Source organism: Streptomyces sp. NPDC090083 (genome assembly GCF_044747445.1).
Lineage (GTDB): Bacteria > Actinomycetota > Actinomycetes > Streptomycetales > Streptomycetaceae > Streptomyces.
The window spans coordinates 501,260-514,421 of record NZ_JBIVED010000005.1 but is presented as its reverse complement, the minus strand read 5'-3'; the positions used below and the strand labels follow the sequence as shown (position 1 = coordinate 514,421).

General features: G+C 71.5%; 12 protein-coding genes. 5 read left to right on the top strand and 7 right to left on the bottom strand.

From position 1 onward, the window contains the following. Nucleotides 1–35: 35 nt before the first annotated feature. From ACIPTO_RS21695 to ACIPTO_RS21665, 7 genes are all read right to left on the bottom strand, one after another. Nucleotides 36–902 carry an ABC transporter ATP-binding protein gene (locus ACIPTO_RS21695; protein WP_401194621.1) on the bottom strand — a complete coding sequence of 289 codons (867 nt, stop codon included), beginning with the start codon at nucleotides 900–902 and terminating at the stop codon, nucleotides 36–38. Continuing rightward, a complete protein-coding gene (locus ACIPTO_RS21690; protein ID WP_401194619.1) occupies nucleotides 899–1,801 on the bottom strand; it encodes an ABC transporter ATP-binding protein in 903 nt (300 codons plus the stop codon). Before ACIPTO_RS21690 ends, ACIPTO_RS21695 begins: the two co-directional genes overlap by 4 nt. Beyond that, nucleotides 1,801–2,736, bottom strand: a complete 936-nt coding sequence (locus tag ACIPTO_RS21685; protein ID WP_401194616.1) for an ABC transporter permease — start codon at nucleotides 2,734–2,736, stop codon at nucleotides 1,801–1,803. Before ACIPTO_RS21685 ends, ACIPTO_RS21690 begins: the two co-directional genes overlap by 1 nt. Before the next feature lie 2 nt (nucleotides 2,737–2,738). Continuing rightward, nucleotides 2,739–3,770 (bottom strand): ABC transporter permease, encoded by a 1,032-nt coding sequence (locus tag ACIPTO_RS21680; protein WP_401194613.1) that lies wholly within the window; start codon nucleotides 3,768–3,770, stop codon nucleotides 2,739–2,741. Nucleotides 3,771–3,825: 55 nt separating this feature from the next. Continuing rightward, the gene (locus ACIPTO_RS21675) at nucleotides 3,826–5,385 is read right to left on the bottom strand and encodes an ABC transporter substrate-binding protein (protein WP_401194611.1); all 1,560 of its coding nucleotides are present in this window, start codon (nucleotides 5,383–5,385) and stop codon (nucleotides 3,826–3,828) included. Nucleotides 5,386–5,965: 580 nt separating this feature from the next. Then, entirely contained in the window at nucleotides 5,966–6,988 is a 1,023-nt protein-coding gene (locus ACIPTO_RS21670; RefSeq protein ID WP_401194608.1) for a DsbA family protein, read from the bottom strand. After that, nucleotides 6,985–7,467, bottom strand: a complete 483-nt coding sequence (locus ACIPTO_RS21665; RefSeq protein ID WP_366315225.1) for an Rrf2 family transcriptional regulator — start codon at nucleotides 7,465–7,467, stop codon at nucleotides 6,985–6,987. Before ACIPTO_RS21665 ends, ACIPTO_RS21670 begins: the two co-directional genes overlap by 4 nt. A 162-nt stretch (nucleotides 7,468–7,629) precedes the next feature. Between ACIPTO_RS21665 and ACIPTO_RS21660 the strand changes: the two genes are divergently transcribed. From ACIPTO_RS21660 to ACIPTO_RS21640, 5 genes are all read left to right on the top strand, one after another. Next, on the top strand, nucleotides 7,630–8,136 hold the full coding sequence (locus ACIPTO_RS21660; protein ID WP_401194605.1) for a cupin domain-containing protein: 507 nt from the start codon (nucleotides 7,630–7,632) through the stop codon (nucleotides 8,134–8,136). A 420-nt stretch (nucleotides 8,137–8,556) separates the two neighbouring features. After that, nucleotides 8,557–9,390, top strand: coding sequence for a PIG-L family deacetylase (locus ACIPTO_RS21655; protein ID WP_401194603.1), 834 nt, complete (start codon nucleotides 8,557–8,559; stop codon nucleotides 9,388–9,390). 198 nt (nucleotides 9,391–9,588) lie between these two features. Beyond that, nucleotides 9,589–11,319: a diacylglycerol kinase family protein gene (locus tag ACIPTO_RS21650; RefSeq protein ID WP_401194600.1), complete on the top strand. Its 1,731-nt coding sequence runs from the start codon at nucleotides 9,589–9,591 to the stop codon at nucleotides 11,317–11,319. Further along, nucleotides 11,320–12,273 carry a YihY/virulence factor BrkB family protein gene (locus ACIPTO_RS21645; protein WP_401194597.1) on the top strand — a complete coding sequence of 318 codons (954 nt, stop codon included), beginning with the start codon at nucleotides 11,320–11,322 and terminating at the stop codon, nucleotides 12,271–12,273. Then, entirely contained in the window at nucleotides 12,274–13,089 is an 816-nt protein-coding gene (locus tag ACIPTO_RS21640; RefSeq protein WP_401194594.1) for a phosphatase PAP2 family protein, read from the top strand. Nucleotides 13,090–13,162 lie beyond the last annotated feature (73 nt).

Below are 13,162 nucleotides of genomic sequence, written 5' to 3'. Positions count from 1 at the left end.
GCTGTTCCTGTTCTGTCGGGGGAGTTGACGAGATGTCAGGCGTGGAGGAGGTCGCGCAGGGCCTCGCGTTCGGCCCGGTCCGCCGCCGCGCCGTGCAGGGTGGGCGCCGAGCGGACGAGCAGCCGCGTGTACGGGTGCCGGGGCTGGTTGATGACGTCGGCGGTGGCGCCGGCCTCGACCAACTCGCCCTGGTACAAAACCGCGATCCGGTCGGCGACCCCGGCGACGGACCCGAGGTCGTGGGAGATGAAGACGAGGGCCACCCCGTCGGCGCGGAGTTCCTTGAGGATCTGGAGTACCTGTACGCGGTTCGCGGAGTCGAGCGCGCTGACCGGTTCGTCGAGGATGACGAGACGCGGCTCGGTCACCAACGCCCGTGCCACCGCGACACGTTGACGCTGACCGCCGGACAACTCGCCCGGCAGCCGGTCGAGCAGCTCGGGCGAGAGCCGTACCCGGTCGAGGAACGCCCGCACCCGCGCCGCCGCCTCCGGCCGTGACACGCCCTGGATCAGCAGGGGTTCGACAAGCGACGCCTCGATCGTCACGTCCGGGTCGAGACTGCGCAGCGGGTCCTGGAAGACGTACTGGATGACCCCGCGCCGCCGCAGCGCGCGCCACTGGCGATGGCCGTACGCGCCGACCTCCTCGCCGTCGATCACGATCGAGCCGCCCGAGGCGGACACCAGTCCGAGCGCGGCCCGCGCGAGCGTCGACTTGCCGGAACCGGTCTCCCCGATGATGCCGACGGTCTCGCCCGGGGCGATGCTCAGGGAGACCCGGTTCAGGGCCCGACGGCGGCGGCGACGGGAGCCGTAGTGGACCTCCAGGTCGGTGATGTCCAGGACGGGCGCGGGGAGTTGTGCGGGCCGCCCCGCCGGGTGGTGGTCAGTGGTGCTCATGCGTCCTCCTGCGCTGCGACGAGGAACCTGTCCAGGCCGTACTGCTCGTGTTCGGCGATCAGGAGGCGGGTGTACTCGTGCTTGGGGTGGTGCAACACGTCGTGTGTCGGCCCCTGTTCGACGACCTCGCCCCGCCGCATGACGAGCACCTCGTCGCAGAGCTGGGCGACGACGGCCAGGTCGTGGGAGACCAGGACGAGCGCGAGGCCGGTCTGTTCGCGCAGGTCGGCCAGGAGGTCGAGGATCTCCGCCTGGACGGTGACGTCGAGCGCGGTGGTGGCTTCGTCGGCGATGAGGATGCGCGGGCCGGCGGCTATCGCGGCGGCGATGAGGACGCGCTGGAGCATCCCGCCGGACAGCTCGTAGGTGTACTGGCCGTAGACCAGCTCGGGGTCGCGCAGGTGGACCGTGCGGAGCAGGTCGATCGCCCCCTGGCGGGCCGCGCGCCGCTTCAGCCCCTTCTTGACCCGCAGCACCTCGGCGATCTGCGCTCCCACCCGGATCGAGGGGTTGAGGTAGGACGCCGGGTCCTGGAAGACCGCGCTGATCGTGGCCCCGCGCAGGGCCGTCCACCGAGCGGAGGTGAGCCCGGAGATGTCCTGGCCGTCGATCTCGATCGAGCCGCCGGTGACCTCGAAGTGGGCGGGCAGGATACCCAGCGTGGCCCGGCAGGTGAGGGTCTTGCCGCTGCCGGACTCACCGACGATGCCGACAGTCCTGCCGGGCGTCAGCGCGAAGGAGACACCGTGGACGATCTCCCGGCCGGCGGCCTGGTCGCTGATGCGGACGTCACGGACGGAGAGAACGGGCTGCGAGGGGGCGGTCGTCGAGGGCGGAGCGGTCGAGGGGGTGGGGCGGTGTCCGGCCTCGGTGAGGACTTTCTCGGAGAGGGTTGCCATCACGCACCTCCGGCGTGGACGTTCGCGAGGTCGGAGTCGGAGTCGGGGCCGGACCGGGAGCCGTTGTCCGTCGTGGTCCCGGCGAGTCGATGGGCGCGCGCCCTGCGGTTGTTGACGAGGGCGCGGCCCGCCTCGCCGGAGACGTCGCGGATCGCGTCGGCGAGGAGGTTGCAGGCCCAGACGGTGACCATGATGAGCAGGGCGGGGACCAGCGGCGCCCACGGTTTCTGGGTGAGGTAGCCGAGGTCGGAGGCGAGCAGTCCGCCCCAGGTGGGAGCGGGCGGCTGGACGCCGATGCCCAGGAAGGTCAGCGTCGAGACGATGACGAAGCCGACGCCGATGGTCTGGGCGAGGGCGACCGCGAGCGGCGGCAGTACCTTGACCCACACGTGCCGCCGGACGATCCAGCCGATGGAGGCGCCGGAGACGAGCGCCGCCTCCACGTACGGCGAGCGGGCCACGGCCAGCGTCGCGGCGCGGGCCACCCGGTAGAACAACGGGGACACCAGCACCCCGGTGACCAGCATCGCCTGGGTGATGCCGTTGCCGAGCAACGCGACCACGGCGACGGCGAACAGCAGGAAGGGCAGGGCGACGAGGGTGTCGGTCAGCCGGAGGGTCGCCCATTCGAAGACCCGGCCGAGGTACACCGACAGGATGCCGGGGACCGCCCCGACTCCCAGGGCGGTGAGGGCGACTTCGAGCGAACCGAGCACACTGACCCGGGAACCGTCGAGCAGTCGGCTGAGCACATCGCGGCCGAGGTAGTCGGTGCCGAGCCAGTGCGCGCCCGACGCGTCGGCGAGGGTGTCGGAGCTGGTGGCCAGCGGGTCGTGGGGCGCGATGAACGGCCCGAGAACGGCGAGCAGGGCGATCACGGTCAGGATCACCAGCGCGATCCGGCCGGACGTGAGGGAGAGCACGCGGCGCACCATGGTCACACCCCCCGCTGGGACGCCGGCGTCACACGTGCCAGCACCAGGTTGACGATCAGGTTGAAGACGACGACCAGGACGATCGACACCACCAGGACCCCCTGCACGGCCGGTACGTCACCGGCCTGCGCGGAGTCGTTGGCGAACCGGCCGAACCCCTGGAGTCCGAAGATCCACTCGGTGACGACGGAGGCGCCGACGAGCGTGGGGAACTTCAGACCGAGGGTGGCGAGCGCAGGGCCGAGTCCGTTCCGCAGCACATGGCCGAGGAAGATCCGCCGCGGGCCGAGTCCTCGTACGACCGCGCCCGTCACGTAGTTCTCGCGGTAGGCCGCGACGAGGCTCGTACGGAGCTGCCGGGCCACGTCGGCGATGACGTCGAAGCTCAACGCCACGGCGGGCAGGGTGATGTGGGCCAGCCACGGCCCGACCCCCTGCGCCGGCGGGACGTAGCCGGCGGACGGGAACACGTGCAGTCCCACCGCGAACACCGCGACCAGCACGATGCCGACGACGAAGGCCGGCATCACCGAGATCACCGTGACGAAGCCCGTGATCGCGCGGTCGACCCAGGTCGTACGGCGCAGCGCGGCGAGCGTGCCGAGGCCGAAGCCCGCGACCACGCCGATGATCAGCGCGAAGAACGCCACCGACAGACTCACGCCCAGGCCGAGGCCGATGAGGGTGGAGATGTCGGCGCCGTTGGTCCAACTGGTGCCGAGCTGCCCGTGCAGGACCCCGCCGAGCCAGTCGGCGTACTGGACGAGGAAGGGCCGGTTGAGACCCCACTGCGCCTCGACTCTCGCTACCGCCTCGGGAGTCGCTTCCTCGCCCAGCTGGATCCGCGCCGGGCTGAGCCCGCTCAGTGACCGCAGCGCGAACGTCACGAACGTCGCGACCAGGAACACGGGCACGAAGATCGCGATCGACCGGGCGAGGGTGACCAGGACGCGGCCCATGGTGTGCCGCGCCCCGGTCGTGGCGACCCGGTGACGGACGTCGGGTGGTGTGGCCGGTGCCTCCGTCGTCGTCATGGTGTGCCCCCTCTCTATGGGAGTTGATGAAGCCCTGCAGGAAGGTGATGGAGCGTCAGTTCGCGCCGATGGTCACGCCGGTCCAGTCGATGTGGGCCGGGTTCTTGGGCAGGGCGGAGATGGACTTGCTCTTGGCGATGAGGTTGGGCGAGGAGTAGGTGAAGACCAGCGCCTTGCTCTGCAGACCGGCCCGGGTCGCCGCCTGGAGGACCTTCGCGTAGTCGGGCGAGTCCAGCGGGGTCTGGCGCACCTTGGCGATGGCGGCCTCGAAGCCCGAAGGCTCGTACGGCGAACTGAGGTTGAGGGGGCCGTTCGGGCCGAAGTGCGCGGTGAGGGTCTGTGCGGCGGAGTCACGGCCCGTCGTCCCGTAGAGGGAGAACGTCAGGTCCTTGGCGAAGAACGGCGTCGCCCAGTTCTTGTCGACCTTGATGGCGACGGTGATGCCGACCTTCGCCAACTGCGCCTGGACGATCTCCGCTTGGGGGTCCTCGGCCGGGATGACGAGGTTCAGCTTGATCTGGCCGGACTTGTAACCGGCTTCCGAGAGCAGCTGCTTGGCCTTCGCGGGGTCGTAGGCGTAGTCGTTCGCGGACTGCGGGTCGTAGGCCACATAGCCCTTGGGGAACGGCTGGTTGGTCGCGGACCCGTAGCCGAAGGTCAGCTTGTCCACGAACTCCTGGCGGTTGATGGCGTAGCGGACCGCGTCGACGACCTTGGCGTTGTCGAACGGCGCCTTGTTCACGTTGAGGCTGATGTTGTTGGCGTTGAAGCCGGGCTGGACGAAGACGTCGAGTCCGGCCTTCTTGGCGGCCTCGGCCTGACTGGGCGCGATGTCGGCGAAGTTGTAGACGCCGGTCTGGAGTCCGGAGACGACCGTGGCCGCGTCGGGTGCCGAGGTCAGCTCCACGTTGTCGATGTGGATGTTCTTGGCGTCCCAGTAGTCCGGGTTCTTCTTCAGGAGGACCTTGGTGCCCGGGACGAGCTGCGTGACGGTGAACGGACCCGCGCCGACCGGGCTCTGGTCCAGCTTCGTGGGTGACGCCGCGGCCTTCGGGCTGGCGATCTGGAGGACGCGCTCGCCGAGGAGCTGGGGGATCTGGTAGTCGACCTGGCTGAGGTGGAGCACCGCGTCCAGTCCGTTGGCGTCCACCGACCTGATGGAGGTGAGGTCGCCGAACAGCGCGGAGTTCTTCTGCTTCTGGGCGCGCACGATGGCGGCCTTCACGGCGGCGGCGTCCACCGTCGTACCGTCGCTGAACTTGAGGCCGGGGCGGAGATGGAAGGTGATCTGATCGCCCTTGGCGTTGTACTCCCAGCTCTTGGCCAGGTCGGGCACGGCCTTGCCGGTCGCGTCCGTACGGGTCAACGAGGCGTAGACCAGGGCGAGTTCGCGGAACTGGGCGCCACTGCCGCCGACCACCGGGTCCCAGTGGGTGGGGAAGTAGGAGGAGGCCCACTTCAGCGTGGCACCGCCACCGGCCGTCGAGGCGTCGCCGCCGCAGGCGCTGAGCGCGGGGACGAGCACGGTGGCGAGGGCGGTCCCCAGTGCGGCGGCGCGCAGCCGGCCGGGGCGGAAGGCCGCCCGGCGGCTGCTGGGCGTGAGTCGTCCGGACATCTTCGTTTCTTTCTTCGAGGGCTTCCGGCCGTGCCGGGGCAGCGGAGGGCGGCGCGCGGCGGCGGAAGCGCGGTGAGGTGTGAGGGAGGAGCGCGGGGTGCGGTGGAAGGAGGGTGAAGGCGGCTGACTGCAGGGCCTGCCGCCCCGCTGACCGGGGCGGCAGGGACGCCGATGCGGCTTCGAGGCGCACGGAGGCATGCCGGACCCAGGGCGGGAGGCGTCGGCGGAGCACGGAAGGCAACCGGGATACGGAGGCGGAGAGACGGCGGCGAAGCGCGAAGGGAGCGGCGCGGGAGGACGGGCGCCGGTCGGCGAGGCGGTGGGGCGCCGGTGCCTGCGGGAGCGCGGTCAGGCGCCTGTGGGCCGGGGGCGGCGGGTCAGCGACAGAGAGCGCTGCAGGTGCGCCGCAGGTCCACGTAGCGGCACACCACACCGGGGTGCGTCGTGAGCATGGTGCACATCCTGGGGCCCGCCGTCGGCGGCTGTCAATGGACACCAATTGGTGTCTCATTCGGCGGGACGATCCCGAGCAGGCACGCCTCGCCGGACGGCGGGACGGTCCTGACCGCTGCTCAGAGGGCTAGCGGGATCGGGCGGGTGGTGAGGAGGCGGTCGCGGGGTGCGCGGCGGCCTCGTCCGGATGGAGCCACAGGGGGCCGTTGGCGGTGTCCCTGCGGACGGCGCCGGGTGGCGGCCAGGGCGCGGCGTCCGTGAGGTGGGCGCGTTCGGGGTCGGTGAGGGTGCGGTAGCGCGTGAGGGCTGTCGCCGGGGAGAGCGGCGGGGGCGCGGGAAGCGGTGCTCGGCCCAGCTCGGTGACGGCCGCGACGTACTCCCCGTACGGACGCCAGCCGGGGACGACACGGTGTCCGGAGGCGGTGCGCACGAGCAACGTCGGGAGGGCGTAACGGAGTTGACCGTCCGGAGTCTCCTTGGCGGCACCGGGATGGGGCGAGTCGCCACCGTGCACCGACAGCACCTCGGCCACCGGGCGGCGCGCTTCGGCGTGATCGGCGCGTACCCGCGTCAGCACCTCGGGCGACGCGGCGTCGGCCGCGAGCCGCTCCGCGTCGAGACCCGGTACCCCTGACACCGCGGCCAGCGCCGACTCGGCGGTGTCCGCGGGTTCCCCGAGCACGAACACGCTCTCCCGCAGCCGCCGCAGCACCCGGTCGGCCACCTCCACGCCCTGCGCCTCGGCGGCCTTGGCGACCAGCGAGGCAGGCCACGAACTCGCGGCGACGCGGCTCAGCCGTAGTGCGCGCGGCGCGTGGGTGTGGGCGCTGATGTCCTCGACGTAGCGGGCGTACCAGGCGGTCTCCGCGGCGGGATCGGGGGCGGGGTCGTCGTCGTGGTCGAAGAGGATGCAGTAGGCGCGGCGCCAGCGGACGCGGTCGTCGCCGGAGAGCGCCGCGCGGAGGCGGCGGAAGACGGGTTCGGATCCCCAGGCCCAGGGGCAGAGGGGGTCGGTGTACTCGATGATGTCGAGGCGGCGGGAGGTGCCGGGTCTGTCGAGAGTGCCGGGTCCGTCAAGGCTGTTGGGACCGGTGTGGGCCTCGGTGGCATCGGTGATGTCGGTCGTCGGCCGGTCGGTGTCCCGGGTCATGCGGCTCCCCGGCGGGTCAGGTGCTCGCCCGGTGAACGCTCGGGTCCGGCGGCGTCCTCGGTGCCGTGCGTGTCCGCCGCGGTGGCCGGCAGCAGCGTGGCCAGGGTCGTGCCGCCGAGGACGGCGGCGGCCTCGGCCTCGATGCGACGCCACACATCGGGCAGGCCGGAGGCGGGGCCGGGGTAGTCGAGACCGGTCAGGGGCTCGCCGCGCAGGGTGATCAACTCGCCGTCCACGGCACGGGCGATGTCCAGGAGCGTGATCTCGTCGACGGCCCGGCCGAGCCAGTACCCGCCCTCGCAGCCACGCTGGCTGCGGACCAGACCGGCTCTGCGCAACTCGCCCACCACGGACTTCAGGAACCGGAACGGGATCTGCTGCGAGGAGGCGATGGCCTCGCACGTGAGCGGACGGGCAGGTTCGCGGGCGAGCTCCAGCAGAGCCCGCGTGGCGTAGTCCGCCTTCGCGGAAATATGCATGCGCACATGATGCCCGACGCGACCCCCTCGCGAGGCCTTCCCGGGGTTCCCCGCACGCGTTCCGCACATCCGCCCTTCGTATATTGCGGGAACATTGCCGCAGGTGAAGGACAATGGACACCTCTTGACATCCTTTTCGGGGCGGCTCTAGCGTCGCCCACCATGAGCGAGCCGCTGACAACCCCCGGCGAAGGTTTCCACCCCCATCTCCACGACACGGCAGGCGAGTCGGCGGCTCCCCTGCGCACCCGCCTGCACCACGTCCGCGCCGACGCCCTCGACGGCGACACCGCGCAGAGCGGTGGCATGCGCAGGTTCGCGGCGGTGTCCGGCAAGACCGTCGGTTCCGAGAAGCTCTGGATGGGCCAGACGCACGTCGCCCCTTCCACGGCCTCCTCGGACCATCACCACGGCGAGTCCGAGACCGCCATCTACGTGGTCAGCGGACACCCCGAGTTCGTCTTCCTCGACGACGCCGGCCCGCGGCCGGAGGAGATCCGTCTGCGCACGTCCCCCGGCGACTACATCTTCGTCCCGCCGTTCGTGCCGCACCGCGAGGAGAACCCGGACCCGGCGGAGGAGGCCGTGGTGGTGATCGCGCGCAGCACGCAGGAGGCGATCGTGGTGAACCTTCCGGCCCTGTACGTACTGGGGGCCGGGGAGGCCTGAGGCGTCGCGGCGGCCTTTGACGCGCCGGCGCGGATCGGGTAGGCGGCGCGAGCGGCTGAAGAGGCGCGGGCCTGAGGCGCCGCGCACTCCGCGCGCGCTCCGGTGACGCCGGGTCTCGTCGTCGTATCGCTGTGTCACGGCCTGCGTCGGACGGCAGCCGGATTCCACCTGGCGTGGAGACGCGCAGGTCGCGCCCGTACCTCGTTCGCGTTGAAACGCCCCTGTCTGGAAGGCTGAGGGGCCGCATCGGGAACAGTCGATCCGGTCGGCACGGTTGCAACGGCAGAGGGACCGGCGCCGCGACGGCGGGGAACTACGGAGATCACGAGGTCTTCCGCCCCGCCAGGATCCGGACCCCCGACCGCGGTATGCCCGCCGCGCACGTGAACCACGACGTATGTCCCGCAGGAGGACCTTTCCATGACCGACCGGCCTTTGACGCTGATGGCAGTGCACGCCCACCCCGACGACGAGGCCACCAGCACCGGAGGAGTCCTCGCGCGCTACGCGGCGGAAGGCGTCCGCACGGTTCTCGTCACCTGTACCGACGGCGCCTGCGGTGACGGACCAGGGGGTGTCAAGCCGGGCGATCCCGGCCACGATCCGGTGGCCGTCGCCACGATGCGCCGTCAGGAACTCGAAGCGAGCTGCGAGGTCCTGAAAGTCAGCGATCTGGAGATGCTCGACTACGGCGACTCCGGAATGATGGGCTGGCCGAGCAACGACGTTCCGGGAGCCTTCTGGCAGACCCCCGTGGAGGAAGGCGCGGCCCGGCTCGCGGACCTCATGCGGCACTACCGACCCGACGTGGTCGTCACCTACGACGAGAACGGTTTCTACGGCCACCCCGACCACATCCAGGCCCACCGCATCACGATGGCCGCCGTGGAGATGAGCGGGCTGACGCCGAAGGTGTACTGGACCACGATGCCCCGCTCGACGATGCGTCAGTTCGGTGAGCTGATGCGCGAGTTCAACCCGGACATGCCGGAGCCCGACCCCGCCGAGATGGCCGAGATGGCCAAGATCGGCCTGCCCGACGACGAGATCACCACCTGGGTGGACGCCACCGCGTTCAGCGGCCAGAAGTTCGACTCGCTCGCCGCGCACGCCAGTCAGGGCGACAACATCTTCTTCCTCAAGATGGGCAAGGAGAGGTTCGGTGAGTTCATGGGCACGGAGACCTTCGTACGCGTCCGGGACACCACCGACGCGGCCCTGCCCGAGAACGACCTCTTCGCCGGACTGCGTTGATCCGTACGGCAGTTGGCGCATGACCGCGCGCGCATGACAGCCCCGCGGGCACCTTGCGTGTCCGCCCGGCGCGCGGAGTCATGGATTCCCACGTGAGAGGGTGTCTGCGCCTCGGATTCGGGGGCAGACGGCGATGGGTCGGGTGCGAACGGCACCCGGCCCTTGACCGCCGCGAGGCGCCGAACCGTGGGAGCCCCGATGTCGACCGCCGTGCCGGGAAGAGCAGCAGGAGCGAGCGGGGACGAAGTCGAGGCGGTCCGGTGGGGCCGCTCGCCCGTGCTGCCCCGTGGCACCGGCAGTGCCGTGGCGCGCATCGGCGCACTGACCGTCTGCCAGGCCGCCGTGATGGTGGGCTTCGGGCTCCTGATAACCGGCCCGGCCAGGTCCATATGGCCGTTGACGGTGGAGGACCACGTCGACGAGGGGTTCGAGCGGATCCGTACGGGCACGCTGACCACCCTCTCCTTCATCGGCTCGGAGGCGGGCAACACCCTCACGGTGATCGCCATCACCCTGGTGAGCTGCGCGGCGCTGGTACTCGTGCCCCGGCTGCCCATGTGGCGGCAGGCGGTCTTCCTCGCTGTCGCCGTCTCCCTCCAGGCACTGGTGTTCCTGACCGTCACCCTGTCGGTGGACCGAACCCGCCCGCACGTGCACCGACTCGACGCCTCCCCGCCCACGTCGAGTTACACCTCCGGCCACACAGGCGCGGCCACCGCGCTCTACGCCGGACTCGCGGTGCTCGTGCTGTCCCGGGTCCGCAGGCCGTGGCGTTGGCCGCTGGCCGGACTGCTGTTCCTCGTGCCGCTGGTCGTCGGCGTCTCCCGCCTCTACCGGGGCATGCACCACCCCACGGACGTGATCGGCGGGCTGGCCAACGGCGCCCTGTCCCTGCTGATCGTCGGCCGCACCCTCCTCACCGACGCGTCCGTGGCCGCCGTTCCCGCACAGCGGACCGGGTCCGCCGAGGAGCCCGCGCCCGGCAGCACCGTCGTGATCCTCAACCCCGTGTCGACCGACGCCGGGGAGCGCGAGAAGCTCCGGCGCATCCTGGAGCAACACGGCCACCGCGCACCGGAGTTCATCGAGACCACCGCCGACGACCCCGGCACCGGCCAGGCGTCCGGCGCGGTCCGTGACGGTGCGGAACTGGTCGTCGTCTGCGGTGGCGACGGAACCGTGCGGGCGGTCGCCGACGCCCTGGCCGGCACCGGCGTACCCCTCGTCGTGGTGCCCTGCGGCACCGGCAACCTGCTGGCCCGCAACCTCGGTCTGCCGCTCACCCCCACCACCGCCCTCACCGCCGCCCTGTCCGGCACTCCGCACCGCATCGACCTCGGCCGCATCGAGGGCGACGACCTCGGCCCCACCCACTTCGCCGCGATGTCCGGGGCCGGGCTCGACGCCGCGATGCTGGAACACACCGACGACCGGGCCAAGTCCGCCGTCGGCTGGCTCGCCTACGTGCTCGCCACCGTCGGCACGCTGCGCACACCGCGCATGCGGCTGACGGTCCAGCTCGACGAGGCGCCGACCCTGCACCGTACGGCCCGCATGGTGCTCCTCGCCAACGTCGGCACGGTGCAAGGCGGTCTGACGCTCCTCCCGGCGGCCCGGCCCGACGACGGGCTGCTCGATCTGCTGATCCTGGACCCGCGCGGCCCCGGCGGCTGGATGCGGGCCCTGGGCGTCCTGATGCGCGGTCGCGGCCGGAGCCCGCGGACCGCGAACGTGGGGACGCTCCACCCGGAGGGCGCCGGCACGAAGGGCGTACCGGTGGAGTTTTTCACCTTCCGGAGGGCCGAACTCACCTTCGCCGTACCGCAGTCGCGCGAACTCGACGGGGACCCGGTGTCCCACGGCCGGCGTCTCACCGCCGAGGTCAGCGCCGGCGCGCTGACCGTGCTGCTGCCCACCCGGGAGAAGTGAATGGGTACCGCCACCAAGGTCCCCGAGACCCGCGACATGACCGGCGACGACCTCTCCGCCGACGAGGCCCTGGCATCACTGCGCCGCTACGGCCGCTGGCCGCTGCTGCGCGACGCCTTCGTCCGGTTCCGCTACGCCGACGGCTTCAGCCATTCCCGCGCGCTCGCCCTGCAGACGGTGCTCGCGGTGATCCCGTTGGCCATCGCCTTCGTCGGGCTCTCCACGGTCCTGCACACGGAGAACATCGGGAGACTCGCCGAACTGACCATCCACCGGATCGCGCAGGGGCCCAGCGCCGACGTCGTCGACGACGCACTGGCCCGAAGCCGGCACAGCGCGGGCGACGGCGACCAGATCGCCCTCTGGTTCGGCCTGGCCTTCTCGCTGGTCAACGTCACCACCGCGATGTGCCAGATCGAACGCGGCGCCAACCGCATCTACGGCAACGAACGCGACCGCCCCTTCCACCAGAAGTACCTGCGCGGGCTCGTGATGTCCCTCAGCGCCGGTATCCCGCTCGGAATCGGGTTCGTCGTGATGGTGGCAGGCGGCGACCTGGCCGCCGCCGCGGCGACGGTCTACCACCTCGACGGCGATGCCAGGACCGCCTGCGAGATCCTGCGCTGGCCCTTCGGCCTGGTCCTTGCCCTCTTCTCGGCCAGCGCGATCTTCCGCCGCTCGCCCCGCCGCCGTCAGCCCGGCTACACCTGGCTCGCCTTCGGCGCCGCCGTCTACCTCGTCCTGTGGACGGTCCTGACCTGGGTGTTGAGCCTGTACCTCGACATCAGCGGCTCCTTCGACACGATCTACGGCCCGCTCAGCGCCTTCATGTCCCTGCTGCTCTGGGCCTACCTGACCTCCATCGCCCTCTTCCTGGGCCTGTCCTTCGCCGCGCAGCTGGAAGCCGCGCGGGCGCTGCGGCCCGGCCCGATCTCAGCCGACCCGGGAGTCTGAATGGTGGTCCGTGCCACGGCCCGGCGTCTCGGTGACCTCCGCCGCCGCCGGGCGGCCGACCGGAGATTCGGCGTCCATCTCCTGGGCTCGGTCGCCGTCGCCGCGGCGGCCGCTGTCCCGTTCGGCCTGCTGCTCGTGCTGGTCGAGGGCCGCTGGCAGCCGCTGCGGAGTCTCGACGCGCGCACGGCACGGCGGTTGAACGAGACCGCCCTCGGTCATCCGGCATGGACGGACGCCCTGCGTTTCCTGTCCGACCGGGTGTGGGACCCGGTCACCCTGCGGACGATCGTCGCGCTGCTGACCGTGTGGCTGTTCTACCGCAGGGCCTGGCGACTCGCCGCCTGGTCCGCCGTGACGGCCACGGGAGGTGGCTTGATCGGGCTGCTGGTGAAGACTCTGGTGGAGCGGGCCCGGCCGTCCCTGGAGGACCCGGTCGCGCACGCCCCGGGATTCTCCTTCCCCTCGGGACACGCGATGACCGCGACCACCTCGTTCGCCATCCTGCTGCTGGTGCTGCTGCCCTTGGTGCCGCGCGCTCTGCGGGGCCTGTGCTGGGGCATCGCCGCGGTGTCCGTGCTCGGCGTCGGCTTCACCCGGATCGCCCTCGGCGTCCACTGGTTCAGCGATGTGGTGGGCGGCTGGCTCCTGGGCCTCGCCGTCGTGGCCCTCACCACCTGGGCCTTCGAGGCCTGGCGCACCGACGCGGGCCGTCGACCCGCCGCCTTGAGCGAGGGCCTGGAGCCCGAACTCACCGGCGCCCACCCCGAACCCGGCCCCTCCTCCGGGAGACGTCACGGCGGTTCCGTACGCGACTGACGTCCCGGCGGGTGAGCGGAGCGGGCGGGTCGTCGGGCCCCGGCCGCCGCCCCGCCTCCGCCGAGTGCCGGCA

What these genes read in the sequence shown, in the direction of transcription:
- ACIPTO_RS21695 (WP_401194621.1), bottom strand. Translation starts at nt 902, where the DNA reads ATGAGCACCACTGACCACCACCCGGCGGGGCGGCCCGCACAACTCCCC.
- ACIPTO_RS21690 (WP_401194619.1), bottom strand. Translation starts at nt 1,801, where the DNA reads ATGGCAACCCTCTCCGAGAAAGTCCTCACCGAGGCCGGACACCGCCCC.
- ACIPTO_RS21685 (WP_401194616.1), bottom strand. Translation starts at nt 2,736, where the DNA reads ATGGTGCGCCGCGTGCTCTCCCTCACGTCCGGCCGGATCGCGCTGGTG.
- ACIPTO_RS21680 (WP_401194613.1), bottom strand. Translation starts at nt 3,770, where the DNA reads ATGACGACGACGGAGGCACCGGCCACACCACCCGACGTCCGTCACCGG.
- ACIPTO_RS21675 (WP_401194611.1), bottom strand. Translation starts at nt 5,385, where the DNA reads ATGTCCGGACGACTCACGCCCAGCAGCCGCCGGGCGGCCTTCCGCCCC.
- ACIPTO_RS21670 (WP_401194608.1), bottom strand. Translation starts at nt 6,988, where the DNA reads ATGACCCGGGACACCGACCGGCCGACGACCGACATCACCGATGCCACC.
- ACIPTO_RS21665 (WP_366315225.1), bottom strand. Translation starts at nt 7,467, where the DNA reads ATGCATATTTCCGCGAAGGCGGACTACGCCACGCGGGCTCTGCTGGAG.
- ACIPTO_RS21660 (WP_401194605.1), top strand. Translation starts at nt 7,630, where the DNA reads ATGAGCGAGCCGCTGACAACCCCCGGCGAAGGTTTCCACCCCCATCTC.
- ACIPTO_RS21655 (WP_401194603.1), top strand. Translation starts at nt 8,557, where the DNA reads ATGACCGACCGGCCTTTGACGCTGATGGCAGTGCACGCCCACCCCGAC.
- ACIPTO_RS21650 (WP_401194600.1), top strand. Translation starts at nt 9,589, where the DNA reads ATGTCGACCGCCGTGCCGGGAAGAGCAGCAGGAGCGAGCGGGGACGAA.
- ACIPTO_RS21645 (WP_401194597.1), top strand. Translation starts at nt 11,320, where the DNA reads ATGGGTACCGCCACCAAGGTCCCCGAGACCCGCGACATGACCGGCGAC.
- ACIPTO_RS21640 (WP_401194594.1), top strand. Translation starts at nt 12,274, where the DNA reads ATGGTGGTCCGTGCCACGGCCCGGCGTCTCGGTGACCTCCGCCGCCGC.